Origin of the sequence: Micromonospora sp. WMMD710 (assembly GCF_029626045.1) — a bacterium.
Taxonomy (GTDB): Bacteria; Actinomycetota; Actinomycetes; order Mycobacteriales; family Micromonosporaceae; genus Micromonospora.
Map to the genome: position 1 here is coordinate 3201283 of NZ_JARUBD010000001.1, position 25664 is coordinate 3226946.

General features: G+C 70.4%; 26 protein-coding genes and 2 pseudogenes. 16 read left to right on the plus strand and 12 right to left on the minus strand.

Going from position 1 to position 25664, the window contains the following annotated elements; translation table 11 throughout:
* The first annotated feature begins 44 nt into the window (after positions 1-44).
* Positions 45-839, plus strand: a complete 795-nt coding sequence (locus O7620_RS14605; protein ID WP_278123459.1) for an IclR family transcriptional regulator — start codon at positions 45-47, stop codon at positions 837-839.
* Here the strand turns inward: O7620_RS14605 and O7620_RS14610 are convergent.
* The 4 genes from O7620_RS14610 to O7620_RS14625 all read right to left on the minus strand — a co-directional run bounded on the left by O7620_RS14610 (position 836) and on the right by O7620_RS14625 (position 4524).
* Positions 836-1564, minus strand: coding sequence for an alpha/beta hydrolase (locus O7620_RS14610; RefSeq protein ID WP_347403766.1), 729 nt, complete (start codon positions 1562-1564; stop codon positions 836-838). The genes O7620_RS14605 and O7620_RS14610 overlap by 4 nt on opposite strands.
* 120 nt (positions 1565-1684) lie before the next feature.
* Complete coding sequence (locus O7620_RS14615; protein WP_151488258.1) at positions 1685-2590, minus strand: siderophore-interacting protein; 906 nt, start codon at positions 2588-2590, stop codon at positions 1685-1687.
* A gap of 213 nt (positions 2591-2803) precedes the next feature.
* Positions 2804-4120: a M36 family metallopeptidase gene (locus O7620_RS14620; protein WP_278123460.1), complete on the minus strand. Its 1317-nt coding sequence runs from the start codon at positions 4118-4120 to the stop codon at positions 2804-2806.
* Positions 4121-4257: 137 nt separating this feature from the next.
* Positions 4258-4524 (minus strand): helix-turn-helix transcriptional regulator, encoded by a 267-nt coding sequence (locus tag O7620_RS14625; RefSeq protein WP_151488232.1) that lies wholly within the window; start codon positions 4522-4524, stop codon positions 4258-4260.
* Between the two features lie 102 nt (positions 4525-4626).
* On the opposite strand from O7620_RS14625, the gene map reads away from it, so the two are divergent.
* The 3 genes and pseudogenes from map (at position 4627) to O7620_RS14640 (ending at position 7333) form a co-directional block, all read left to right on the plus strand.
* Positions 4627-5445, plus strand: a complete 819-nt coding sequence (map, locus tag O7620_RS14630; protein ID WP_278123461.1) for a type I methionyl aminopeptidase — start codon at positions 4627-4629, stop codon at positions 5443-5445.
* Between the two features lie 300 nt (positions 5446-5745).
* Positions 5746-6102, plus strand: coding sequence for a YciI family protein (locus O7620_RS14635; RefSeq protein ID WP_151488234.1), 357 nt, complete (start codon positions 5746-5748; stop codon positions 6100-6102).
* Positions 6099-7333, plus strand: a pseudogene (locus tag O7620_RS14640) (sigma-70 family RNA polymerase sigma factor). The gene O7620_RS14635 and the pseudogene O7620_RS14640 overlap by 4 nt, the downstream one beginning before the upstream one ends.
* A 52-nt stretch (positions 7334-7385) precedes the next feature.
* On the opposite strand, the gene O7620_RS14645 reads toward O7620_RS14640, so the two are convergent.
* The gene (locus O7620_RS14645) at positions 7386-8369 is read right to left on the minus strand and encodes an NAD(P)-dependent alcohol dehydrogenase (RefSeq protein ID WP_278123462.1); all 984 of its coding nucleotides are present in this window, start codon (positions 8367-8369) and stop codon (positions 7386-7388) included.
* A 103-nt stretch (positions 8370-8472) separates the two neighbouring features.
* Here O7620_RS14645 and O7620_RS14650 point away from each other — a divergent pair, with 103 nt between their 5' ends.
* A complete protein-coding gene (locus tag O7620_RS14650) occupies positions 8473-9189 on the plus strand; it encodes a TetR/AcrR family transcriptional regulator C-terminal domain-containing protein (protein WP_278123463.1) in 717 nt (238 codons plus the stop codon).
* A gap of 136 nt (positions 9190-9325) precedes the next feature.
* Here O7620_RS14650 and O7620_RS14655 read toward each other — a convergent pair whose 3' ends face one another.
* The 3 genes and pseudogenes from O7620_RS14655 to O7620_RS14665 form a co-directional block, all read right to left on the minus strand.
* Positions 9326-9472, minus strand: coding sequence for a hypothetical protein (locus tag O7620_RS14655; protein ID WP_192580129.1), 147 nt, complete (start codon positions 9470-9472; stop codon positions 9326-9328).
* A gap of 110 nt (positions 9473-9582) precedes the next feature.
* Positions 9583-10797 (minus strand): cellulose-binding domain-containing protein, encoded by a 1215-nt coding sequence (locus tag O7620_RS14660; protein WP_278123464.1) that lies wholly within the window; start codon positions 10795-10797, stop codon positions 9583-9585.
* 299 nt (positions 10798-11096) lie between these two features.
* Positions 11097-11683 (minus strand): annotated as a pseudogene (locus tag O7620_RS14665) (DinB family protein).
* Positions 11684-11832: 149 nt separating this feature from the next.
* Here O7620_RS14665 and O7620_RS14670 point away from each other — a divergent pair.
* Genes O7620_RS14670 through O7620_RS14680 form a run of 3 tightly spaced genes read left to right on the plus strand, consistent with a single transcriptional unit; the run spans position 11833 to position 13277 of the window.
* Positions 11833-12207 carry a metalloregulator ArsR/SmtB family transcription factor gene (locus O7620_RS14670; RefSeq protein ID WP_151488241.1) on the plus strand — a complete coding sequence of 125 codons (375 nt, stop codon included), beginning with the start codon at positions 11833-11835 and terminating at the stop codon, positions 12205-12207.
* A 32-nt stretch (positions 12208-12239) separates the two neighbouring features.
* A complete protein-coding gene (locus tag O7620_RS14675; RefSeq protein WP_278123465.1) occupies positions 12240-12677 on the plus strand; it encodes an SRPBCC domain-containing protein in 438 nt (145 codons plus the stop codon).
* A gap of 18 nt (positions 12678-12695) precedes the next feature.
* Positions 12696-13277, plus strand: coding sequence for a dihydrofolate reductase family protein (locus tag O7620_RS14680; RefSeq protein WP_278123466.1), 582 nt, complete (start codon positions 12696-12698; stop codon positions 13275-13277).
* Between the two features lie 207 nt (positions 13278-13484).
* On the opposite strand, the gene O7620_RS14685 is transcribed toward O7620_RS14680, so the two are convergent.
* Positions 13485-13739 carry a hypothetical protein gene (locus tag O7620_RS14685; protein ID WP_278123467.1) on the minus strand — a complete coding sequence of 85 codons (255 nt, stop codon included), beginning with the start codon at positions 13737-13739 and terminating at the stop codon, positions 13485-13487.
* A gap of 140 nt (positions 13740-13879) precedes the next feature.
* Here O7620_RS14685 and O7620_RS14690 point away from each other — a divergent pair, with 140 nt between their 5' ends.
* Complete coding sequence (locus tag O7620_RS14690; RefSeq protein WP_278123468.1) at positions 13880-14719, plus strand: hypothetical protein; 840 nt, start codon at positions 13880-13882, stop codon at positions 14717-14719.
* Between the two features lie 82 nt (positions 14720-14801).
* Here O7620_RS14690 and O7620_RS14695 read toward each other — a convergent pair whose 3' ends face one another.
* The 3 genes from O7620_RS14695 to O7620_RS14705 form a co-directional block, all read right to left on the minus strand.
* On the minus strand, positions 14802-15623 hold the full coding sequence (locus O7620_RS14695; protein WP_278123469.1) for an alpha/beta hydrolase: 822 nt from the start codon (positions 15621-15623) through the stop codon (positions 14802-14804).
* 19 nt (positions 15624-15642) lie between these two features.
* A complete protein-coding gene (locus O7620_RS14700; protein ID WP_151488246.1) occupies positions 15643-16212 on the minus strand; it encodes a DJ-1/PfpI family protein in 570 nt (189 codons plus the stop codon).
* A gap of 89 nt (positions 16213-16301) precedes the next feature.
* A complete protein-coding gene (locus O7620_RS14705; RefSeq protein ID WP_278123470.1) occupies positions 16302-17045 on the minus strand; it encodes a GntR family transcriptional regulator in 744 nt (247 codons plus the stop codon).
* Between the two features lie 313 nt (positions 17046-17358).
* On the opposite strand from O7620_RS14705, the gene O7620_RS14710 reads away from it, so the two are divergent.
* The 7 genes from O7620_RS14710 (at position 17359) to O7620_RS14740 (ending at position 25648) form a co-directional block, all read left to right on the plus strand.
* A complete protein-coding gene (locus tag O7620_RS14710; RefSeq protein WP_278123471.1) occupies positions 17359-18792 on the plus strand; it encodes an extracellular solute-binding protein in 1434 nt (477 codons plus the stop codon).
* 101 nt (positions 18793-18893) lie between these two features.
* A complete protein-coding gene (locus O7620_RS14715; RefSeq protein WP_278123472.1) occupies positions 18894-19739 on the plus strand; it encodes a sugar ABC transporter permease in 846 nt (281 codons plus the stop codon).
* Positions 19739-20650, plus strand: coding sequence for a carbohydrate ABC transporter permease (locus tag O7620_RS14720; protein ID WP_151488250.1), 912 nt, complete (start codon positions 19739-19741; stop codon positions 20648-20650). Before O7620_RS14715 ends, O7620_RS14720 begins: the two co-directional genes overlap by 1 nt.
* The gene (locus O7620_RS14725; RefSeq protein WP_278123473.1) at positions 20650-21717 is read left to right on the plus strand and encodes an ABC transporter ATP-binding protein; all 1068 of its coding nucleotides are present in this window, start codon (positions 20650-20652) and stop codon (positions 21715-21717) included. The genes O7620_RS14720 and O7620_RS14725 overlap by 1 nt, the downstream gene beginning before the upstream one ends.
* Positions 21717-22793 (plus strand): ABC transporter ATP-binding protein, encoded by a 1077-nt coding sequence (locus tag O7620_RS14730; protein ID WP_278123474.1) that lies wholly within the window; start codon positions 21717-21719, stop codon positions 22791-22793. The genes O7620_RS14725 and O7620_RS14730 overlap by 1 nt, the downstream gene beginning before the upstream one ends.
* Positions 22794-22909: 116 nt before the next feature.
* Positions 22910-24370 (plus strand): NAD-dependent succinate-semialdehyde dehydrogenase, encoded by a 1461-nt coding sequence (locus O7620_RS14735; protein WP_278123475.1) that lies wholly within the window; start codon positions 22910-22912, stop codon positions 24368-24370.
* Between the two features lie 63 nt (positions 24371-24433).
* Positions 24434-25648 carry an iron-containing alcohol dehydrogenase gene (locus O7620_RS14740; RefSeq protein WP_278123476.1) on the plus strand — a complete coding sequence of 405 codons (1215 nt, stop codon included), beginning with the start codon at positions 24434-24436 and terminating at the stop codon, positions 25646-25648.
* Positions 25649-25664 lie beyond the last annotated feature (16 nt).

The window sequence follows — 25664 nt, forward strand, 5'->3', positions numbered from 1 at the left end:
CAACGACACGACGGCGCGACAGCCGCGCGAGGGGGAACTGGCCCGTGGCCCAATCGATTCGCCGCGCGATCGACCTCATCCGTCGATCGGCGGAGCGCCCGCTGTCACTCACGGAGGCGGCGGACGTGCTCGGCGTCCACAAGTCCACGGCCCTGCGGATCCTGCGGACGCTGGAGGCCGAACGCTTCGTCCGCCGGACCGGCGCGGGCACCTACGTGCTCGGCAGCGGGCTGATCGAGTTGTCCGAGCTCGCGCTCGGCGCGATGGACCTGCGCCAGCTCGCCGCCGCACCACTACGGGCGCTGCAACGCGAGACCGGCCACACCGTGCACCTGGCCCAGCTGACCGGCAACGAGATCATCTACATCGACAAGGTCGACAGCCCGGCGTTCGACGCCGTCAAGCTGCCCTCGCGGGTAGGCCGGGCGGTGTCGATCCACGCGAGCGCCGTCGGCAAGACGATCCTCGCCTACCTGCCCCCCGAGGAACGCGAGCGCCTGCTCTCGCACGTCGTCCTCGAGAGGTTCACCGCCACCACCGTCGCCGACCACGACTCCCTCGACGCCGAACTCGCCCGCATCCGCGATCGCGGCTGGGCCGCCGACAACGGGGAGCACGACGCGTACGTGATGTGCGTCGCCGCGCCGATCCGGGATTCACGCGGGCAGGTCACCGCCGCCGCCTCGCTCACGGCGATCGAGGTCATCGCGAGCCTGGATCAGCTGAAGAGCAACCTTCCGCTCCTCCTGGACACCGCGAACCGGATCTCGTCCGAGCTCGGCCACACGCCACCGTCCACCGAGAATCCGGACGGCCCGCGGCGGGGTGTCCGGGACTAGGCGGCCCCGACGCCCCGTGCCGCCTCGATGATGGACTCGGCGACCTCGCCGGGCCGGGACACCGCCATCGCGTGGGAGGCGCCGGCGATCTCCCGAACTCCGCGTGCGCCGGCACGTTCGGCCATGAAGCGGTGTACGGCGACCGGGATGTTGCGGTCCGCGTCACCGAGCACGAACCAGCTGGGCAACGACTGCCACGCCGGGGTGTCCGTCGCCAGCGCCTCGCCGAGCGCCTGCTCGGTCGCCGGCCGTTGCGTCCGGGCCATCAACGCCGCCTGGTCGTCGGACACGTCCGCGGCGAACTGCGCGTGGTAGGCGTCCTGGCCGATCGCCACCTCGTTGCCGCCGGTCGACACCGGATAGGAGACCAGGGTGTCGGCGAGCGTGCTGCCCGGGAACTTGCCGGACAGCGCCAGCGCGGACTCACCTGTCTGCGGGGCGAACGCGTTCACGTAGACCAGGCCACGCACCGTCGGGTCACCCGCCGCCGCCTCCGTGATGACCATGCCGCCGTACGAGTGAGCGACGAGCAGGACGGGACCGCCGATCCCCCGCACCACGTCGCGCAGGTACGCGGCGTCGCCCGCGACGCTGCGCAGCGGGTTGGCGGCGGCCACCACGGAGTAGGCGGGGCCGAGCCGCTCGATCACACCGTTCCAACTCGCCGACTCGGCGAACGCGCCGTGCACGAGGACAACGGTGAGCTGTTGGTCTGACACGGCCATCCGCTCCTTGGCCTCCGGGACGGGTCGCGTGCGCAGCCCGTCCGTCTGCGTGGGCGCGGCTGATTACCCGCCGTACGACCGGGAAACGTCGAACCGTCGGCAGACTTCGACGCCTGGGGCTCAGACGGGGTCGGCGCGGCCGAGTCGCCAGTAGCCCATGAAGGCCACCGCCCGGCGATCGAGGCCACGCTCGACGACGAGATGTCGACGCAGGGTCCGGATGACGCCCGCCTCCCCCGCCAGCCACGCGTACAGCCGCGACGGGGACACCTCCTCGGGCACCTCCCAGAGGATCTCGCTGTCCACGTCCACGTCACTGATGGGCTGGGCGGGCACCGGCGTTCCACCGGCCAGCAGCTCGCCCGCCGCGGCCGCCACGGCCGGCACCAGTCGACAGCCGTGCGCGCCCTCGCCCCGGGGCAGCCACCGCACCTCGATCCCGGGGGGCGCCGCCAGCGGCAACACGTCGCCGGCGTCGGGCACCTCCAGCAGGACCATGCCGTACGCGTCGAGGGGCAGGCGTTCACAGATGCCGCTGATCGCCGGGACGGCCGTCTCGTCACCGGCCAGCAGCAGGGCTCCGGTCGACGGGGGGCGGAACTCGACCCCGCCGTGGTCACCGTCGTAGCCGGCGTCCGGCCCGAGCAGGGCGATCTCGTCGCCGGGGCGCACCCGCCGCGCCCAGCGGGTGGCTGGGCCGCCGTCGCCGTGCAGGACAAGGTCGACGTCGACCTCGGACGCGTGCGGGCGAACCGCGCGGACAGTGTAGGTACGCACCGGGTTGCGCTCGTGCTCCGGCAGGGCTCGCCACTTCGCGTACCAGTCCGGCCCCTCGGGCAGGTGCACCCCGCGCTGGCCGGGCAGCGGCAGGGCCAGCTTGATCCGCTGGTCGTAGCCGTTGTCGGCGAATCGGATGAGGTCGGGCCCGGTGAAGGTCACCCGCGTGAAGGAGGGACTGAGCTGGCGTACCGCCCGGACCTCGACGGCGAACAGACGCCACGGGGCGATGGGCAGGGTCTCGGTCATGCTGCCTCTCGGGTCGACGAGCACGCGGGCCAGGTGCGGCGCCACCAGACCGACGAAGCCGATCACGCCGACGGCGCAGACCCGATAGAGGTTAGGCTAACCTAACCAGCACGGACGCTGTCAAGGCGGGTACGCGGCACGCGGCACCGTGAACACGGAAAGGCCGGCGGGACGTCGACAGTCGCGACGTCCCGCCGGCCCGCACCCGGCTCGTCAGCTCCAGGGCAGCGAGAAGTCCTCGGTCGGCGACGTGTCCGTCGCGCCGTCCGTGCTCGCGTGGAAGCCCATGCCGCGTGCGGCGAAGACCCGCCAGATGTCCCGCTGCCCCCGGCCGTGGTTGACGACCCGGTCGGCCAGCAGGATCGCGTCACGCATGTCGAGATAGGACGGATCCGCGGGCGAGAGTTCCATCGCCCGGGTGATCAGCGAGCGGGCCGTGTGGCTGCCGATCGCGCCACGCAGGTCCCAGAGTGTCTGCGCCCAGATCTCGCCGTCGGCGTGGATCTCCGGTTCGGTGGTCCTCGGCACGGTCCGCGAATTGCGAATCTTGCCGTAGTCACCATACGTGTAACCGCCGACGCCGGCGGCGGGGTTGCCGGCACAGATCGCCTCGGCGCTGTGCACCGGACAGTCGATCGCCTCACTACGCACCGAGCGGCCGGCCAGGATGTAGTCGCCCTCGCGGACGTCACCGTCGACGGCGTCGTCGCGCTCGAGACCGCTGTCGACCAGATAGTCCAGGCCGAACCAGTCGCTCCAGGCCTCGTACATCGCCAGCGCCTGCGCGCTGATCAGCGTGGAGTTGCCGTTGGCGTCGACCACCAGGCGATCGGACAGGCCATGGGTGTACTCGTGGAAGACGATGTCCGCCGTGTCACCGGAGTTGCCGGCGAGCACACTGGCGGACTTGAGGAACAGGTACATCTGCATGCGCGGCGCCATGCCGTCCGGCGGCGTCGTCATGTTGGCGTTGTTGGCGTGGCGGTCGTCCGGCAGGCCGTTCGCCGTGTCGACGCCGTCCATCGACTCGGCGACGACCGCGTCGCCGTCGACGGCCTCGAAGTTGCCGGCCGCCCGGGTGAACCCGATCGGGCTGGCGGCGAGATGGTCGTGCCAGGTCCCCAGGTAGGAGAACAGTTGCGCGGCGTTCTGCTCCCGGTTGCTCTGCCAGGAGTACGGCACCGCCGGATCCCACGAGCATTGCCGCTGCGCGGAACACGGGGCGCCGACCTGGCCCGAGAAGTCGGTGAACGGGAAGTCGAAGCTGCGCCGGGCGTCCGGGAGGATCTCCTCCGACGGCTGCGCCACGTTGTCGGCGTTGACGTCGGAGTAGACGTGCCCGACGTTGCCCGCCAAGGTCCCCGCGTTCGGCGGCAACCACCTGTTCAGGTTGACCGTGTGCTGCCTGCCGCCGACCGGGGCACCCGGATAGTTCTCCCACGTCGTCGCGTGGTGGTTGGCGACCAGGTTCCGCCGGAAGAGGACCGCGCCGTCGGCGGCGTCCACCACGCTGAACTGGCCCTGGTCCATGGCGATCACCTCCCACGCCAACCTCGGGCCCGCCTGGGTGTTAAAGACGACCTGGCGGGCCCGGCCACCGTCGGAGAACGTCGCGGACGTCGAGCTTCCGGAGCGTACGGAGTGGTTGTCCGCCTGGAAAGGAGCCCTCAGGACGCTTCGCGGACACGCAGGTCGGCCAGCCACACGTCGGCCAGGTCGCTGAGCGGGACGCCGAGCACCTCGCTGAGGCAGACGACGGTGCCGAACGCGGGTGCCGGGAGCCGACCTACTTCGATCTTGCGCAGCGTCTCCGGTGAGATGCCGGCCGCCAGGGCCACCTCGACGGGGCTGCGGCTGCCGCGCGCGACCCGAAGCGCCGCTCCGAGGCGTTGCCCCGCGGCGATCTGTTCGGGTGTGAGCGGTGGGCGGACCATGTGAGCAGGATAGATCCGCCCTCGCGGACCGGCAATGCCAACCCGCCGGCAACCCCGAACAGTGTGGTATAAATATACCGCAACGGCGAGGGAGGGTTGATCATGATCGAACTGAAGTCCATCGAGGAGATCGCTCGGATGGCCGTGACCGGCCAGTTCGTCGGCGAGTTGCTGGCGGAGCTGCGCGCCGTCGCCGCCGTCGGGGTCAACCTGATGGACCTCGAACACCACGCCCGCCGACGGATCAAGGAGCGCGGAGCCGAGTCCTGCTACTGGGACTACACGCCGTCGTTCGGCCGTGGACCGTTCCGCAACGTCCTGTGCCTCTCGGTGAACGACGCCGTGCTGCACGGCCTGCCGCACCGGTACGCCCTGCGCGACGGCGACCTGCTGAGCATCGACATGGCGGTCGGGATCGACGGCTGGGTCGCCGACTCCGCGCTGTCCGTCATCGTCGGCACCCCCGCCCCGGAGGACCTGAAGCTGATCGAGGCCACCGAGGTCGCGCTGGAGGCCGGGATCGCCGCCGCACGACCGGGCAATCAGCTCGGTGACGTCTCCGCCGCCATCGGCGAGGTCGCCCGCCGCTACGGCTACCGGGTCAACAACGAGTTCGGCGGGCACGGCATCGGCCGGACCATGCACGAGGCCCCGCACGTGTCCAACGACGGCCGGCCCGGCCGGGGCATGAAGCTCAAGCCCGGCCTGGCGCTCGCGATCGAGCCGTGGCTCTGCCGCAGCACCGACAAGATCAAATACGATGCGGACGGGTGGACGATCCGATCCGCGGACGGCTCGCGGACGGCCCACTCCGAGCACACCGTCGCGGTGACCGCCGACGGCCCGCAGGTGCTGACCCGCCGGCCCGGGCACGACACCAGGCCGGGCGATCGCAGTGGACAGTCCGCCACAGCGTCCTGACCGGCGGACACGCCCAATGTCGTGGCGTCAGGCCCGCTGTACCGTCCGCTGCCGGCGGCGCGCTCCTGACGGCGGCGGCGACCCCGAATCTCGATGGCGGTGCCGGCGCGGCCGGTGCGATGATCGACATCTGGGTCGCTGGCTCGACTGGCTAGAGCATTCGACCACTCGTGACCTGACACCGGCCGCACTCCGCCGTCGGAGCAGAATGTCGCGGCGGCTGTCGATCTGCCGCCGTCCAGGCTCGTCGTAATGTAGAGGCCCACCACCGAGGGGCCGGCAGACGATGGGATATGAGACATGGCCAAGTACATGGTCCTCATCTACGGCGACGCTCAGCAGTGGGACGCCATGACCGACGAGCAGTGGAAGGCCCACGACGCCGCCCACGCGGCGTTCGCGGCCAAGGCCGGCTCGCAGATCATCGACGGGCAGCAGCTGGAGCTGGCGCCCACGGCCACCTCGCTGCGGCTGGGCGCACTCGGCCAGGTCACGACGACGGACGGGCCGTTTCTGGAGACCAAGGAAGCACTCGGCGGCTACTACCTGCTCGAGGCGGCCGATCTTGACGAGGTCCTGTCGTTGGCGACGCTGCTTCCCGAGGTGCATGCGTCGCACAGCGGCGTGGAGATCCGTCCGGTGGTCGACCACGGATGAACGATGAGGTCGTCGCGGCGGTCGCCCGGGCGCACCGCCGCGACTGGGCCCAGGTGTTCAGCACCACCGCCCATCTGACCCGAGACCTTGACCTCGCCGAGGAGTGCACCCAGGACGCGTTCGCACAGGCCCTGGAGACCTGGGCGGAGACCGGCATCCCCGACCGGCCGGGCGCCTGGCTCACCACCATCGCGCGCAACCGGGCCCGGGACGTGCTGCGCCGTGAGTCGGTGTTCCGGCGCAAGATGCCGCTGCTCGTCGCGGACGATACGGTGCCCGGCCCGGAGGACGGCCTCGTCGACGATCGACTACGACTCATCTTCACCTGCTCCCACCCCGCGTTGTCCAGGGAGACGCAGGTCGCGCTGACCCTGCGCCTGGTGTGTGGGCTGTCCACGCCCGAGGTGGCGCGCGCGTTCCTGGTGCAGCCGGCCACCATGGCCGCCCGGATCACCCGGGCCAAGAAGAAGATCGCCGCGGCACGGATCCCCTACCGGGTGCCGGGCCCGGACCAACTCGAGGAGCGGGTCGGCGCGGTACTCGACGTCGTCCATCTCATCTTCACCACCGGCCACACCGCACCGATCGGCGCGCACCTGGTCCGCCAGGACATGGTCGACAGCGCGATCAGTCTGGCCCGCATGCTGCACCTGCTCATGCCGACCGACGCCGAGATCAGCGCCCTGCTGGCGCTGCTCCTCCTCAACGCGTCACGTCAGGCCACCCGGATGTCCGCCGACGGGCGCCTCGTGCTCCTGTCCGAGCAGGACCGCTCACGCTGGGACAGGCAGCTCATCGTCGAGGGCAGGCGTTGCTGACCGACGCGCTGCGCCGACGGCCACCGACGCGGTACGCCCTGGAGGCCGCGATAGCCGCGGTGCACGCCGAGGCGCCGACCTGGCAGGACACCGACTGGTCCGAGATCATCGGGCTCTACGACGCCCTGTTCCGGCTGTGGCCCTCACCCGTGGTCGACCTCAACCGTGCCGTCGCCATCGGGCTGCGCGACGGCCCCCGCGCCGGGCTCGACGCGCTGACACCCTTGCTCGACGATCCGGCCCTGGCCACGTACGGCTATCTCAGCGCCGCCCGGGGCGACTTCCTGCGCCAGTTGAGGCAGTGGCCGCAGGCCGTGACGGCCTACGAGGAGGCCCTGACCCTCACCGACAACGACGTCGAACGTGCCTTCCTCAGCGAGCGGTTGACGGACGTGCGGCGGCACCTGCGCTGATCGCCCACTGGTCGTTCGCGCGGGTGGCGCCGGCCGGGCCGTCTCGGGTGCGTCAGAGGGTGATGACGACCTTCGCCCGCGCGTGCTCGCCTTCGAGGTAGCGGATGGCCTCGGGGACCTCGTGGAGTGGATAGGTACGGTCGATGACCGGTGTGAGGCGGCCGGCCTCGACGTGGGCGCGGAGCGTGTCGAGGTGGTGCCGGTCGGGTGCGGTCGTGAGCGTGACGATGCGGTGTCGGACCAGTGGCGCCAGCAGCCGTCCGCGCGCGATGAGCCAGACCGGTCCGATGAGGCTGCCCCCGCGGTACACGCCGCCGCCGGAGAGCACCAGCGTCCCGGTCGGTGTCAGCGCCCGCCGCAGCTCGCCGAGGGTGCGGTTGCCGACCAGGTCGAACACGACGTCGTGGCGGCGCGTGCCGTCGGCGAAGTCGTCCCGGGTGTAGTCGACGATGTGGTCGGCACCGAGGGAGCGGACCAGGTCGACGTTGCGACCGCTGCACACCCCCGTCACGGTCGCCCCGAACGCCTTGGCCAGTTGCACCGCGAGGGTGCCGACCCCGCCGGAGGCGCCGTTGATGAGGACGGAGTGGCCGGGCCCGACCCGCCCGACGTCGCGCAGCCCCAGCAGCGCGGTGACGCCCGCCAGGGGCAGGGCCGCCGCCTGGTGCGGCGTCAGGTTCGCCGGCATCGCCGCGACCAGGGCCTCGGGTACGCACACGTACTCGGCGAACGCGCCGTTGGCGTCGCCCAGGTCGCCGAAGACGGCGTCGCCCGGACGTACCTCTCGGACCTGGGCGCCGACGGCCTCGACCCGGCCGGCGAAGTCGCGGCCGCGGATGCGGGCCCGGGGACGTGACCGGCCCATCGCCAACCGTGCCATCCGGGGATCACCTCGCATGGCATGCCAGTCGTACGCGTTGAGGGCCGCGGCCTCCACCCGGACGAGCACCTCGTCGGGTGCCGGCACGGGGGTGGGGACGTCGGCGAGCGCGAGCGTTTCGGGTGGGCCGTACCGGTCCTGGACGATCGCCTTCATGGTCCCTCCTCAGGGGTGTACGCCGTACACCAACGGTAGGTGTACGCCGTACACCTGTCAAGGCGGTTATGGTTCAACGACCGCCGGACAAGACGAGGACGACATGGCTGAGCAGGCTGGGACGCTGCGCCGGACGCCCCTGAGCAGGGACCGCATCCTGCGTGCCGCCGTCGCGCTCGCCGACGAGACGGGGATCGAATCCCTCAGCATGCGCAACCTCGCCCAGGATCTGGGCGTCGTGCCGATGGCCCTCTACAAGCACGTGGCCAACAAGGACGAACTGCTCGACGGCATGATCGACGTCGTCGTCGGCCAGATCGACGCGCCCGAGCCGGACGCCCACTGGAAGGACGCGATTCGTCGACGCGTCCTCTCGGCGCGCGAGGCGCTACGCCGGCACCCCTGGGCACCGCTCGCGATCGAGTCCCGGACGATGGCGACCCCGGCCGTCCTCGCCTACCTCGACTCGGTCGTCGGGACCTTCCAGGCCGGGGGATTCTCCGCGGACCTCGCCCACCACGTGATGCACACGATGGGCAGCCGGATCCTGGGCTTCAGTCAGGAGTTGTTCGACGCCTCCCGCCGCGCCGGACGGTCCGGCACCACCAATCCCGAACCGCCGGCCGCACTGCCACCGGAATTCGCCGCCCGGTTTCCCCACCTGGCGGAGATCGCCAGGGCGGCCGCCCACGACGACCAGTCGGTCGTCGGGCCGGGCTGCGATGACCAGTTCGAGTTCGAGTTCGCACTGGACCTGCTACTCGACGGCATCGAACGGCTGCACCAGCAGGGCTGGACATCGGCGCACCGACACCGGTGAGCGATCGGCAGGCAGCCGCTGACCGCGATCCGTCCACCCGGACAGACGGAGGAGGCTGGGCCCGTGCGTCTGCACGCGGTGCCGGCAGCAACGTGGGTACGTGGCTGCCGGCCCCGACGATTCCCTCAGTGCGAGGTCAGTTGGTGATCACCGGCCAGGCGTACGCGAGCAGGGCGCAGGCGGCACCCAGAAGCGCGAGTGACACACCACGGGTGGGCAGTGGCAGGGCGGCGAGCACGATCAGAATGACGGCGATGACGTAGAGAAATGCCTGAACCGACATGGGGCTCTCCTTGTTCACGGGGTTGATGGCGGTTGACCCTGTCCATCGGGGTGCTCCCGTCGGGACGTGGTCGCCGCTGCCTGCCAATGCCCCCTCGACGGCCGGCCCAATCAGCAGCCGATCCGGCTGGCCCCGAGCGCGACGTCGTCGTACCAGAGAGTGTCGGCCCCGCCGCCGTAGCTCTCCCAGCCCAGCTTCAGGTCCGTGAGCTGCGGCCGCCAGGTGCGGTTGTACCACTGGCCGTCGATGTCGTGCGTCGGTACACCGTCCGCGGTCAGCCCGGTGACGGCGGTGCCGTCCAACCAGGTACGGAGCTGGCCGGCCGCACCGTCCACCAGAAACTCCACGCACGCCCACCGGTTGGTGGGCAGTGACACGCTCTGCGCCACCCCGGCCGGGCTCTGCTCGGGCAGGGTCGCGTCGTCGGAGGCGCGGTTCCACTGCAGGGCACCGTTCTGACCGCCCAACCGCAGATCCTTGTCGCCGTCGGCCGCGTCGACCATGGCCATCATCGTGGTGTGCTCGGTGGGCTGGGCGGTGGTGTGCCGTACCCAGATCCGGCCGTACCGGACACTGCCCACGCCGCCGAGGTTCTTCGTGGACCTGATGAAGACGTGATTGCAGTACCCGGCCGCGCCGTTGATCCGGACCGCCCGACTACCGCTGTGCGTGGTGGTCGTGTCGATGGTGGCCGTGCCGGCGCCGGAGCAGTCCGGGTTGACCACGGCCCAGTCGCCGGACGGCGTCGAGCCGGTCTGGGTCTCGAACCCGTCGCAGAGCACCGCCCCGGCACAGCCGACCGGTGGTTCGCTGGTCGGCGGGGTCGTCGTCGGTGGCGCGCTCGTCGGCGGGGTCGTCGTGGGTGGCACGGTGGTGGGCGGCGCCGTTGTCGGGGTTGGCCCGGCACCGTTGCACGGTACGTCGTTCAGGCTGAACCCGGTCGGCGCGCCGCCGCTGGAGCCGAACGTGCCCTGCACGCCGAACTCGGTGGAGCCGCCGGCCGCGATGCTGCCGTTGTACGACATGTTGCGGGCGGTCACCGTCGATCCGGACTGGCTGACCGTGGCGTTCCAGCCGTTCGTGACGCGCTCGTCTCCCGCGTACGTCCAGGTGACGGTCCAGCTGGAGACGGCGGTGTCGCCGGGTGAGACCTTGACGGCGGCGGTGAACCCGCCGGGCCACTGGTTGGGCGTGTAGTCGACCCGGCAGCCCTGGGCGGCCGTGGCCGGGCTGGTCAGCAGGGCCGTTCCGGTCACGGTACCGGCGGCGGCCAGCGCGGCGACGACCGCCAGGGTCGGGGCGGGGCGGGCGCGGAGAATCGTCATGAGAGGTCCTTCTGTCATCGAGCGGGACGGTGGCGGCGCGGCGGCGCGTCCTGGACGGACGCGGCGCGACAACGCGCCCGGGGTGTAGCGCGACAACGCGCCCTGGTGCGGCGCGGCGGCGCGCCACGGCGGCTGGTCGGTGCGTACGACCGATGTGTGCCCGGCTCGGGGTGGACCTGTCAGTCGCCGACGGCCCGGTCACCCGGACCCCGGCGGCGCCCAACCTCAATCTATTGACGAATGCCTATCTAATCAAGCGCCGGCGTCCCCCACGACGATCACCAGGTGAGCGACGCGCCTCAGGCGCCGGCTTGACCGGCCGCCCTGGCGGCCAGCTCGATGTGCGCGCGCCTGGCTTGCCAGAAGGCCGCGTCGCGCTGGGCCTCGGTGTCCCAGCCCGCCACCCCGATCGAGCCGTCGAGTTGTTCGCGCAGGATGTCCGCGTGTCCGGCGTGCCGGCTCGTCTCGGTGAGCAGGTGGGCCAGGATGGTGAACAGCGTGACCTGCGGACGCGGCCACCACGGCACGTACCCGGGTGCGTCGACGGCCAGGGCGGTGATCGTCGCGTCCGAGTGCTGCCACACGCGCCGGTAACGGTCGACGACGTCCTCGCGCGTCTCGCGCTCGGTCGCCCACATGTCGCTGCCCTGCGCCTCGGCGTCGTCCCAGCGGGCCAGCGGTTCGGGGAACGGCCGCCCGAAGACCTCACCGAAGTACCTGGCCTCCCACGCCGACAGGTGCTTCACCAGGCCGAGAAGGTTGGTGCCGGTCGTGGTCAGGGGCGGCGGATGTCGTACTCGCCGAGCCCGTCGAGCTTCCACAGAATCGCCTCGCGCAACTCCCGCAGCTCGCCGTGCAGGTACGTCTTCGCGACCTCATCGATCATGGGCCATGAGCCTGCCACGAGTCCACTCGCCGTCCCGGGACTGTCACGCGCGACCGACCGCACCATCGGCGCGGCTCACGCCCTGTTCGTTGACAACATCACTCGTGCCCCAATACGCTTAACATGTTGGTTAAATGAGGGGGCTTCCGATGGCTGGCACCGACCAGCTCAGCGCCGTGTTCTCGGCGCTCGCCGACCCGACCAGACGGGCGATCATCGCCGAGCTGGCCGAACGCGACGCCACGGTCACCGAGCTCACCGCTCCGCTGTCCATCTCGATGCCGGCGGTGTCACGGCACCTCAAGGTGCTCGAGCGCGCCGCGCTCATCTCGCGGTCCCGGTCGGGCAAGTGGCGCGCGAGCCGCCTCGAGGCTGCCCCGTTGCGCGAGGCGGCCGACTGGATCGAGCGCTACCGGCGGTTCTGGGACTCGTCCCTCACCCGCCTCGATGCCCACCTCGCCGCGGTGCAGGCCGCCGGACGGGCATCGGACCGGATGGTCGACGATCCCAGGGAGCTCGAATGACAGCGGAAACTGCGCAGCTCGTGATCTCGCGTGTGTTCGACGCGCCGCGGGAGCTCGTCTACCGAGCCTTCACCGACCCCGACCACCTGGCGGCGTGGTGGGGCCCCGTCGGCAACTCACTGCCGCGCGACGAGATCGAGTTCGACGTACGCCCCGGCGGCTATCAACGGTGGACGGAGGTCAACGCCGCCGACCCCGGCCTTCGCGTGCGCATCCACGTCGACCTCACCGACGTCGCCGACGGTGAACTGCTCGCAGGCGTCATGCATGTCGGTGGTCGGCTGCAGGATGGCATCGAGCCGTTCGAGACGAGGCTGCGGCTCGAGTTCCACGACGAGGCGGACGGACGGACGCGACTGGTGATCCGCCAGTGGCTCCCCGACCATCTGGCGCACCCCAGCGAGGAGGGTTGGCGCCAGGCGTTCACCAAGCTGGACGCAACGCTGACAGAGGTCCAGGCACGCAGCTGATCACCGAGAGGGAGAGGCATGGCCAACCTGATCTACGTGACGAACATGTCGCTTGACGGCTACATCGAGGACGAACGCGGCGCGTTCGCCTGGATGCCGATGGACGACGAGGTGTTTGTGCTCTGCACCGACCTCCTTCGGCCGGTGGGCACGTTTCTCTACGGGCGGCGACTCTACGAGGCGATGGCCGTCTGGGAGACCGACGCAGCTCTGGCCGCGCAGTCCGACCTCATGGCCGACTTCGCGAGCACCTGGCAGGCGGCGAGCAAGGTCGTGTACTCCACGACCCTCAGCGCGGTGTCAACCGCCGACACCCGACTCGAACGCCGCTTCGACCCCGCCGCGGTCAAGGAATTGAAGGCCACGGCCAGCAGCGATCTCACCGTGGGAGGTGCGGACCTCGCGACGCAGGCATTCACGGCCGGGCTGGTCGACGAGTGCCACCTGCTCGTCTGGCCCGTGGTCGTCGGCGGCGGCAAGCCTGGGCTGCCCACCGGCACGCGCACCGACCTTGAGCTTCTCGCAGAGCGCCGATTCCGCAACGGCGTCGTACACCTCCACTACCGCGTTCTCGACAGTGCACGACAGCCCACGGCATAGACAGCGTGTGCGCGAGGCCCTGCGGAACGACGCCGACCAGGTGGGGACGAGGAGGCGGCGCTGGTGCGACAGGACATCGCCCGCGCGGTCCACGACGCGCGGTGAGACGGATGCCGCTCCACGTGAACGGCTGGCACCACGGCTCGTGTCGGCATGATCCGCCTTCCTGCGGCGGGCGGTAGCGTCTCGCCCGCCGGGGGAAGGTGTCTATCCCTCGGCAGTGGATCGACTGTGCACCACCAGCTCATCGATCTCCAACCGGCCGACGCGCAGCTCCCGCACCACCGCCCGGCGGATAGCCAGCCGCCCGATGGCCAGCGCCCCGACGGCCACAGCCCCGACGGCGAGCGCCCCCAGGGCGAGGGAGCCGAGCGACGCCGCCCCCACAGCCCGCGCGCCCGTCGCCACCGCGCCGTTGGCGCGCGTCCCGCTCAACCGCATCCGACGTACCTCTCGCATCATCACCCCATTGTCCGCGTACCGGCGGCTGCGGCGGCGCGCGCGACGCGCACCGGCAGCGCTACGGCGCCGACCTGGACCTGCCCGCGTACAACTTCACCGCCGCCGACCTCGGGGCGCGGCGCGCCGACCGGGACCCGGCGATGGCCTGGGCGGCGCGGGCACTGCTCGCGTCGATCCTGCTGCTGGTGCTGCTCGGCCTCTACGGGCGCGGGTTCGGCGCGGCCGCCGCGCGCGGGTTGCTGCTCGGCGCGCTCCGGCCGTGGCGGGTCGCCGCGCTGCCGGTGCCCGTGACGCGAGCGGACCGGGTGCTGGTGTGGCTGGTCCCGGCCGTGCTGCTGGTGGCGAGTCGGCTCGTGTTGACCTGGTTCGCCGCGCCGGCGCACCTGCTGGTCACCCTGGGTGGGTGGGCGATGTTCGCCCTCGTCGTACGCCTCGTCGTCGGCCGCCGGGATCCGTTCCACCTCTGGGCCGTCATCGGCGGCGTCGCGCTGCTGCGCAGCGTGCTGCTGCTGGCGGCGCTCGCCGGGCGCGGGCCGGGCGGTTACTGGTTCGCCTTCTGGACCGCGCCGGGTCTGCGCGCGGCCTACGTCACCGTGGCGTTCGCGGCGTTCTGCTGGCTGTTCGTGGTCGTCGCCGTGGTCCTGCGGGACCGGTACGGTCTGCGGCGCGCAAGCGCCGTCGGGCTGACCCTCACCGCCGTGGGTGTGCCCCTCGGCGTGCTGTCCGCCCTGGTCTCAATTGTGGGCCTGGAACGCGCGCTGACGGTGTGGAATACCAGCTCGCGCTGCTGCCCTGGGGCCTGTCCCGCATCCTCGGCATCACCGTCCACCTCGGCATCCCCGCTCAACTCCCCGCGTACGCCGCCGCGGCCGGGATCGCCGTGGCCGCAGCCGGCCTGCTCCTGTCGCTCGGCCGCCACCGGCAATCCGCCTGACCGCCCGATCCCCGGCACCCCTGACCTTCGACGGCCCACCCGATGACCGGAGCCGCGCGGACCCGTGACGAGATCTCCGAGGCCGGGCAGCCGTGCGTCGCCACGAGGTAGGCGGCACCGCATGAGCATCAGTGAATTCGGTCCCGGCCGAGGAAGCACGACAGCAGTTGCCTGAACTCGTGCGGGTGCTCGATCGCCGGCACGTGCCCGCACCGGCCGAACACGTGGAGACGGACATCGGCCAGGTGTTCGAGCAGGGGCTGGGCTGCCGTGCCGAGTGGGGTGACGCGGTCCTCGGCGCCGTGCACGAGCAGCACGGGCGTGCGGACGGCGGCCAGCGTCCGCGCCGAGAGGGTGAGCTCCTCGACCCATCGTGCCCTGGGTGGAGGGAACAACGACGCGTAGGTGGCCGCCCCCGCTCGCATCGCGGCTGCCCGGGCGTCGACGGCCGGATCGGTCACGAGCGCCTGGTCGAAGACGAGGCGACTCAACATGTCTCGGGCCCCGTGCGAGCCGGCGGGGGCGGCCCAGACCGCGTCGAGCGCGGCGGACAGCGGCGCCCCGGGGGCGCCCATCGTGGAGACCGCCACGACACGGGTGACCTGCCGGGGGCACGCGGCCGCCAACGCCAGCGCCACGGCACCGCCCATGGAGTGACCCACCACGGCGTAGGACCCGATACCGAGAGCGTCCATCAGGCCCGCGGCCTGCTCCGTCCACAGCCGGAGCCCGCCCCTGGAGCCCGCCGGGAGGGGGGTACGGCCGAACCCGGCCTGGTCCGGAGCCACCAGGTGCCAGGACGGGCCCAGCGCCTGCGCCGTCGTTGCCCAGGCGCCGGACCCGGTCGTGCCGGGTCCGGAGCCGTGCAGCATCAGCACCGCAGGACCGGTGCCGCTCTCCAGGACGTGGACGGGAGAGCCGTCGACGGTGACGGTCCGACGTGCCGTCACCGGGGCAGGTCGGGTGTGCTCATGCCGCTGCGGGGTCGATGGACTTGGAGAAGACGTCCATCATCGCCCGGCCGAACTGCGGCATGTCGGGCCATCCCCGGCAGGAGACGAGGTTGCCGTCCACGACGTCGGGCGCGTCGATGACCGTCGCGCCCGCGTTCTCCATGTCACCGGTGATGGGGGGAAAGCACGCCGTCTTGCGGCCCTTCAGCAGCCCGTACACCGCCGGTACCTGTGCGCCGTGGCAGACCAGCGCGATGGGGAGGTTGCGCGCGAAGAAGTGCTCGGTGATGCGCCTGACGTCGGCGTCGACCCGGATCCATTCGGGGGCACGGCCCCCGGGGATGATGAGAGCGTCGTAGCGCTCCACGTCGACCTCGGCCCACGGCACGTCGACCGGCAACTTCCGGCCGTTCTTCTCCACGTAGGCATCGGAGTTGGGGTCGAACTCGTGGATGACCAGTTGCACGTCACGCAACGTCCGTGACGAGACGTCGACGTCCCAGCCGCCCTCCTGCACGCGATAGTAGGGATACATGGTGTCGAGTTCCTCGGCGGCGTCGCCGGTCAGGAGCAGCGCTCTGGGCACCTGCTTCTCCTCGCATCTGGGACGGGTGAGGTAGATCCAATCCGATCCGATCCGGGTAGGGGTTAGCATTCCTCGGCCCCGCTCGCCCGTCAAGCCTCCACCGCCATCCCACCCGCGTCCCTGGCCTCGTCGAACAATCGCCGGAAACGCTCGCCGGACCGCAGGATGTGCCGACGCATCGCGTAGGCGGCGGCGTCGGGGTCGCGCGCGGCGATGGCGGCCACGACGTCCTCGTGCTCGGCCATGGCCAGGTGAGTGACCTGCGTGTCGTGGTGAAGCCGGAAGAGGTGCACGTGACTGTGCAGGCGAGCGAGCGCCTCACGGATGACCTGGTTCTCCGCGCTCAGCGCGACGAGATCGTGGAAAGCGGCGTCGCGCAGCCCGAAGGCGCCATAGGCCGTGGGGCCGTCGCCCCCCTCCAGTTCCGCCATCTCCTCCAGCATCCGTCGCAGGCCGGCCACCTGCTCAGAGGATGCGCGCTCGGCGGATCGGCGCGCCGCCGCCGGCTCAAGGAGCAGGCGAACCTCGAGCATGTCCTCGAATCGGTGACGGGTTATCTGGGGAGGAATGCGGTAGCCGGCGTGCGGCACCCGCACGACCAGACCCTCGGCCTCCATGCGGTTCAGAGCGTCCCGGATCGGCGTCTGCGAGACCCCCAGCTCGCGCGCCAGGACGTCGATCGTGACGCGGGAGCCAGGCTCGATCCGTAGCGACATCAGCTGTCCGAGCAGCGCGTCGTACACCTCGTCGGCAAGCCGGCCGCCGGATCTTCCCGGCGGCGTCTTGCCCGTCACGGCCCTGCGGCCCCGCGCGATCATCGCTTCGTCGTCCATCGTGACGTGAGGTCCTTTCTTGCGCCTTCGGGAACCTGTTGACATCGGTCACAACGCTGCGACATGCTGGCGCCCCACCGGATCGTATAGGAAAAGTGACGGACGCCCGCCGTCCGGCACCATCGCGGAACCGCCCGCGATCACTGCACTCCGATCGACGGCATGAGGACCGAGTACATCGCGGCGTACTCGGGACGGTGATCCGCGGGCCGGCCCCGCGACAGCCCGGCAACACGCCTGAACATCCCAGCACCTGCTCGGCGAAGCACATAGCGAGGCTCTAGAAGTCCCCATCCAGAAGGCAGGCGAGAAGATGCGGTATCCGAAGCGAAGAGGACGATCGTCCGTTCCCGGTCGCAAGGTACGGCTGGCGACGGCGGCCGTGCTGCTGGTGGCCACGACCGTGGCGGCGTGCGGCGATGGCAAGGACGACGGCACCAAGGCGAGCGCCCCCAAGGCGCCGGCGACCATCCCGGAACTCACCAAGGACCCGTTGACCCTCAGCTTCATCTGGTTCGACTGGCCCCCCGCCCACGCACTGGAAGCCTTCGCGAACGCGGAGTACAAGAAGGAGCGCCCGAGCGCGACCATCAAGGTCAACACCGTGCCGAACGCCAACTGGCACGATGCCATGTTCACGCAGTTCGCCGCGCGCAAGACCGACTTCGACATCGCGATCCTCGACTCGCAACACATCGGCGAGGCCGTGACGAACGGCAACATCCTCGACATCACCGACTTCGTCAAGAACAACATCGACGTCACGGCCTACAACCCGTACCTCCTGGCGGCCTACGGCCAGTTCCCCCAGGCGGAGACCGGCAAACGCGACGAAAACGCCAGCCTGTACGGGCTGCCGCTGCTCGGCGACACCTGGACGATGATCTACCGCAAGGACCTGATCGGCGACAAGGCACCGCAGACCTGGGACGAGATGATCTCGGTCGCGCAGAAGTGTCAGGCGGAGCACCCCGGCGTCAGCGGGCTGGCCTTCCACCAGGCCAACGGCTCCGACGCCGCAGCCGTCACCTACAACACGGTCAACGGCGTCTACGGCGGCAACCTCTGGGACTCCAAGGCCCGCAAGATCGAGGACGTCCTCAACGACGCCGCGGGCCAGGAGGCGATGGACGTCCTGGTCAACAAGATGAAGCCGTTGACAGCCAAGGGCTCCGGCAACTGGTTCATCGACGAGGTGAACGCGGCGGTCGCCCAGGGCAAGGCATGCATCGCGTTCAACTGGATCGCCGCGAGTGGCGGCCTGCTCGATCCGAAGCAGTCGACGCTGGGCACCACGCGGAAGCAGATTCTCGACAAGCTCGGCTTTGCCACCCTGCCCAGGCAGAAGACCGACCTGGTCCCGCTCGGCGGTATGGGAATGCACGTGTCGGCCTACTCCGCCGCGGCGAACCAGGCGGAGGCCCTGAACTTCATGAAGTGGTTCGAGCGGGCGGACATCCAGAAGAAGTGGGCCGCGGCCGGTGGCGTGCCGTCGCGTACGGACGCCCTGCAGTCACCCGAGTTCCTCACCGCAGGGCCGTTCAACCAGGTGTACACCGACTCGGTTCCGCGGATGCGGGACATGTGGAACGTGCCCGAGTACGCGCGCCTCGTCGACATCGAGAACACCAACGTCAACGCGGCTCTCAACGGCGCGAAGAAGCCGAAGGACGCGCTCGACGACATCGCCAAGGAGCAGCAGGGCGTCATCGACTCCAGTGGCCGCAAGGGCGGCGGCGGACTGTGAGCGACCCCGTCCCTCTGACGACCGATCACCCCGGGCAGGTGGCGTCCGCGCCGCCACCTGCACCGGGTCGGTCCCGCCGGCTGAGTGACCGCGTACTCGCCGTGGCCTTCACCTCCCCCGCGCTGCTGCTGTTGCTCGCGATGTCGGTGTTCCCGTTGCTGTGGGCGTTGTACCTGTCCTTCACCGACTACTCGGCCACCCGCGGAGGGCCCGCTGATTTCATCGGGTTCGGGAACTACACCGCCATCCTGACGTCGGCGCAGGTCCACCAGCGGGCCCTGACGACATTGATCTACGTGGTCGGCGCGGTCGCCCTGCAGACCGTGCTCGGTTTCGGCATCGCCTACCTGATCTCCCGGCGTACGCACGGGCGAGGGCTGCTGACCACGCTGTTCCTGGTGCCGATGATGCTGTCGCCGGTCGTGGTCGGGCTGTTCTGGCGATTCATGCTCGACGCGCAGTTCGGCGTGGTCAACAGCATGCTCGGCTCGCTCGGCCTGGGTCAGGTGGAGTGGCTCACCCGGCAGCGCACGGCACTGCTCTCCCTGGTCGTGGTCGACACCTGGCAGTGGACGCCGTTCATCATGCTCATCGCGCTCGCCGGCCTGACCGCGGTCCCCAAGTACCTGTACGAGGCCGCCTCCATCGACCGGGCGTCCGAGTGGTTCCGGTTCCGCACCATCACCCTTCCGCTGGTGTGGCCGCTGCTCCTCATCGCCGTGATGTTCAGGGCGATCGAGGCCTTCCGACTGTTCGACCTCGTCTACATCCTCACCAACGGAGGTCCGGGTGTCTCCACCGAGACGTTGTCGTTCCACGTCTACAAGGTGGCGTTCCTGGGCTTCAACACCGGAACCGCCTCGGCGTACGGGATCCTCATGGTCCTCGTCGTCATCGTCCTCACGCAGCTCTACCTGCGTTACCTGAACAAGCTCAAGGAGGGCTGATGGCCGTCTCCGTCGACGAGGCCGTGTCCACCGGCCCTGCCCGTGATCGGACGCCCCCCGGGCGCCGCCTCGGCGGCCGGGGCCGTTCCGTGCTGGAGGTCGCGCTGCTGACCGGGCTGGCCGTCGTGATGCTCTTTCCGGTGCTGTGGATGATCGAGACGTCCATCAAGGACAACCGGGACGTCTACGCCATCCCGGCCAAGTTCGTCGGGTTCCGGGTCACCCTGGAGCATTTCAGGGACGTGTTCGTCGCTCCCGGCGGCGGTCGCTCGGCCCTGTCCGTCGCGTTCCTCAACTCCGCCCTGGTCGCCGGGGCCTCCACGGTGCTGGCCACCGTGCTGGGTGTTCCGGCGGCCTGGGCCTACTCACGCTTCGCGGTGAAGGCCAAGAAGGACCAACTGTTCTTCATCCTGTCCACCCGCTTCATGCCGCCCGTGGTGGTCGTGATCCCGATCTTCCTCATGTACCGCCAGGTCGGGCTCATCGACAGCAAGATAGGTCTGATCCTCATCTACGCCGCGTTCAACGTCCCGTTCACGATCTGGATGATGAAGGGGTTCGTCGACGAGGTGCCCGCGGAGTACGAGGATGCCGCCATGCTCGACGGCTACACCCGTTTGCAGGCGTTCTGGAGGTACACCCTCCCCCTGCTCGTACCCGGCATCGCCGCGACGGCGGTCTTCGCACTCATCTTCTCCTGGAACGAGTTCGTGTTCGCCATCTTCCTCACCTCCAGCGACGATGTGCGGACGGCGCCGCCCGCCATCGCCGGTCTCATCGGTGGCACCACCACGGACTGGGGTCTCGTGGCCGCCGCCTCCGTGGTGTTCGCCCTACCGGTGCTCGTCTTCGCCTACCTGGTGCGCAGGCACCTCATCGCCGGTGTGACGCTCGGGGCGGTGCGGCGCTGATGGCGGACATCGAGGTGAAAGCCCTGCACAAGCGCTACCCGGACGGGACGGTCGCCGTCGATCAGGTGGACCTGTCCATCGGCGACGGCGAGCTGTTCGTGATGCTCGGCCCCTCGGGGTGCGGCAAGACGACCACACTGCGGGCCATAGCCGGCCTGGAGAGGCAGACGACGGGCGACATCCGCATCGGCGACACACTGGTCAACGACCTGCCGCCCGCCGAACGCGACATCGCCATGGTGTTCCAGTTCTACGCCCTCTATCCGCATCTGAAGACCCGCGACAACCTGGCGTTCCCCCTGCGGGCCGAAGGGCTGCCCAAGGCGGAGGTGCGCAGGCGGGTCGACGAGGTCGCCCGGCTGATGCGGCTCGGTCCGCTCCTGGACCGGCGACCGCGCCAACTGTCCGGCGGGGAGCAGCAGCGCGTCGCGCTCGCTCGCGCCCTGGTGCGACGCCCGCGCGCATTCCTCATGGACGAGCCCCTCACCAATCTGGACGCCGAGCTGAGGGCGGACATGCGCACGGAGATCAAACACCTACAGGGGGAACTGGGGGCGACGATGGTCTACGTCACCCACGACCAGGTCGAGGCGATGTCGCTCGGTCACCGGATCGCCATCCTCAACAAGGGCCGCGTCGAGCAGATCGGCACACCGCTGGAGGTCTACGACCGTCCGGCGAGTCTCTTCTGCGCCGCGTTCATCGGCTCCCCGCCGATGAACCTGATCGAGGTGGAGGTGGCCGACGGGCAGCTACGCGGTCAGGGCGGACTGGTCCTCACGCCACCGCCGGGCGTACCGCGCGACCGTCGCCTGGTCGCGGGCGTCCGGCCGGAGGCGCTTGCCGTCACCGAAGCAGGGGCGGAACGGTCGGTCCCGGCCCGTGTGGTCTCGGCGGAGTGGCTGGGCGACGAAATCATCTACGTCGTCGACCACGGTGGCCAGCGCGACGTCCGGGTTCGGATGCCACCGACTGTCCGCCACGCCGCCGGCGCGGCGGTCGGACTGCGGCACACCGGCGGAACCCCGGTGGTGTACGACGTGCGCACGGAAGAGCTGGTGGCCTGATGGGATCCGTGGCAGTGCGCGGGCTGTGCAAGTCCTTCGGCAAGGTCCAAGCCCTGGACGGGGTGACGCTGGATGTGCCCGACGGCTCGTTCTTCGTCGTACTCGGTCCCTCCGGGGCGGGCAAGACGACGACCCTGCGAGCGATCGCCGGCCTGGAGACGCTCGACGCCGGGTCGGTGCATCTGGACGGGAGGGACGCGACCGGTGACGCCCCGGCCGCACGCGACCTGGCCATGGTCTTCCAGAGCTACGCCCTCTACCCGCGACACACGGTGTACGAGAACATCGCTTCGCCGCTGCGGGCACGCCGACGGTCGTCGAGCGAGATCGCCGCCGCCGTCGAGCAGATGTCGAGCATGCTGCACATCGAACGTCTGCTGCAGCGTCGCCCCGCGCAGTTGTCGGGCGGTGAGATGCAGCGCGTCGCCCTGGCCCGGGCGCTGGTCCGTCGCCCGCGCGCGTTTCTCATGGACGAGCCGCTGACGAACCTCGACCTCAAGCTCCGCGTCGAGATGCGCACCGAGCTCACCCGCATCCACAAGAGCCTCGGTGCGACCTTCGTCTACGTGACCAACGACCAGGTCGAGGCCCTGTCCATGGCCGACCAGGTCGCGGTCCTCAAGGAGGGGAAGGTGCAACAGGTCGGCACACCGACCGAGGTGTACGAGCGTCCCGCCAACCAGTGGGTCGCCGGATTCGTCGGAAGTCCACCGATCAGCCTGCTCGCCTGCCACGCCGAGGGGGATCGTCTGGTCGACGCGGCGGGCTGGACGCTGCCTCGGCCCCGCTGGAGCACGGCCGAGGACGGTCGTGCGCTGCTCCTGGGCCTGCGCGCGGAGGACCTGTCCGTCGAGCAGCGTGGGGACGCGTCGTTGTCGGGGGAGCTCTACGGGCTCGAGCCGCTCGGAGACCGGACGGTGGTCGACGTCCGGGTGGGGACGGAGATCCTCAAGGTGAAGGCACGACCCACCGTCACCGGCACGCCGGGCGAGCGGCTGCGCGTCACGGTCGACCTGGACCGTGCGCACCTTTTCGATGCCGGCACCGGGCTGTCGCTGTCCGAGGCCGGGCGGTAACCGGGCACGGGCGGCGACGGCACCACGACGAGGGCGTGTGACCCCTCCGGCTGGGCGGACAGCGCAACCGCTGAGGCATGCCCGACAGCACCAGGAAGAGCACAGGAGGCGACGCGATGAGTGACCCGATGAACGTCCTGGCCCCCGAGCACCGGCGGCTCCGGATCGGCGACGCCTGGCGCGACGCCGCAGGCGGAGCCACCTTCGCCGTCGAGGATCCGGCCACCGGCAAGACCATCGCCGAGGTGGCGGACGCCGACGTCGTTGACGGGCTCGCCGCTCTGGACGCGGCGAGCAGGGCGATGTCGGAGTGGGCGGCGACCCCGGCGCGGAAACGGTCAGAGATGTTGACCGCGACGTACCGGGCGCTGACCGAGCGGTCCGAGGAGGTCGCCCGGCTGATAACGCTCGAGATGGGCAAGCCGCTCGCCGAGGCTCGGGCAGAGGTGGCGTACGGCGCCGAGTTCTTCCGGTGGTTCGCCGAGGAGGCGGTACGCGTCGAGGGGCGGTACAGCATCGCTCCCGCCGGTGGATATCGCATCCTCACCGTGCCGAAACCGGTCGGACCGTGCGTCTTCGTGACGCCCTGGAACTTCCCGTTGGCCATGGGCGCCCGCAAGATCGCTCCTGCGCTGGCTGCGGGTTGCACGACGATCACCAAGCCGGCGGCCCAGACGCCACTCACCATGCTGCTGCTGGCCCGCATCATGGAGCAGGTCGGCGTTCCCCCGGGGGTCGTCAACGTGGTGACCACCAAGCGTGCCGGCGACGTGGTCTCCGCACTGCTGGCCGACAGTCGGACCCGCAAGCTCTCGTTCACCGGGTCGACCGAGGTCGGGCGCGTGCTGCTCCGACAGGCCGCGGACAACGTGCTGCGTACCTCCATGGAACTGGGCGGCAACGCGGCCCTGATCGTGTGTGCCGACGCCGACCTGGACGTCGCGCTCGACGGCGCCATGGTGGCCAAGATGCGCAACATCGGGGAGTCCTGCGTCGCGGCCAACCGCATCTACGTCGAGGAGCCGGTGCGCGAGGAGTTCACGGCGCGCTTCGCCGAACGGATGGGTGCCCTGTCGGTGGGCCATGGTCTCGACGACGGCGTGGACGTCGGGGCGTTGATCGACGAGGTCTCGGTCACCAGGATCGACGAGCTCGTCGCCGACGCGGTCGATCGCGGCGCCCGGGTCCTGGTGGGCGGCGAGCGTCCGGCCGGACCGGGCCACTTCTACCCGCCGACGGTCCTCGTCGACGTACCCGACGATGCGCGGATGCTGAAGGCGGAGATCTTCGGCCCGGTGGCACCGATCATCTCGTTCACGTCCGACGACGAGGTGCTGGCGAAGGCCAACGACACCGAGCACGGCCTGGTCGGATACGTCTTCACCCGTGACCTCCAGCGGGCGCTCCGGTTCACCGAGGGGCTGGATACGGGGATGCTCGGCATCAACCGCGGTCTGATATCGGATCCGTCGGCTCCGTTCGGAGGCGTGAAGCAGTCCGGGATCGGCAGGGAGGGGTCGCACGAGGGCATCCTCGAGTACCTCGACCTCACCTACGCGGCGATCGACCTGCCGTGACCGGCCTGCTGCTCCGGGCACCCGCCCAGCTCATCGCCGCCGACGTTCCGGAGAGGCACCGACATGCTTGAGACCGTCCGCGGACCACGCCAGCTGATCGTGGGCGAAGGGGTCGCGCAGAACATCCCACGAGTGGTGGCCGAGAGCGGCTCGCGAGTCCTCATCGTGACCGACCAGGTTCTTCTCAGGCAGCCGGGCGTGGCCGAGATCGTGGCCGCCGTGCGGGAGAAGGTCGACGTCGTCGAGGTGTTCTCCGACGCGACTCCGGACGTGCCACTCACCGATGTCGCCCTGGCCGTCTCGGTCGCCGCCGAGGTGGACGCCGACGTGATCCTCGCCATCGGCGGTGGCACGGTCATCGACCTCGCCAAAATCGTCGGCGTGATCCGGCGCCACGGTGGGACGCCGCGCGACTTCTACGGCGAGTCGCGGGTGCCGGGGCCGACCATGCCCCTCGTCGCGGTCCCGACGACGTCCGGCACCGGCTCCGAGCTCACACCCGTCTCCGTGTTGACCGACCCGGACCGCGAGCTGAAGGTGGGGGTCTCCAGCGTCCACCTCGTGCCCGACTTCGCCATCGTCGACCCCGAACTCACCTACACCTGCCCGGCGACCGTCACCGCCCACTCCGGCATCGACGCGTTCTGTCACGCGGTGGAGAGCTACACCGCGCGACCCCGGGCCCACGGACCGCGCGACCCGGTGGAGCAGGTGTTCCTCGGCCGCAACCCGATCACCGACCACTACGCGCTCCTGGCCGCGCAGCGGATCGCCCGCAGCTTGCCGCGTGCGGTCAGGGACGGAGGCGACACGGACGCGCGCGCCGACATGTCCTACGGGTCGATGCTCGCCGGGCTGGCCTTTTCCCACGCGGGCAACGCGGCTCCGCACGCTCTCCAGTACCCCATCGGCGCCGCCACGCACACGCCGCACGGCGTGGGCGTCGGGCTGCTACTCCCCTACGCGCTGGACGCGGCCAGGGAAGCCGTCGGCGACCGCCTGGCCATCCTCGCCGGGGTGTGCGGGCTCGACGTGACCGGCGCCTCCGATGCCGAGGCCGCAGACACGTTCCTCACCTGGCTCGACGTGCTCCTAGCCGACATCGGCATCCCGCCCACCTTGGCGGACATCGGCGTGGCACGCGCCGACCTCCCGCGCTTCGCGGAGATGGCCAGCGGCGTCACCCGTCTGATCCAGAACCATCCAGGCCCGACCGACACCGCCAGCCTGACCGCGATCCTCGAAGCCGCCTGGACCGGGGACCGGATCAGGCAGTGATGCTGATCCGCCCCGG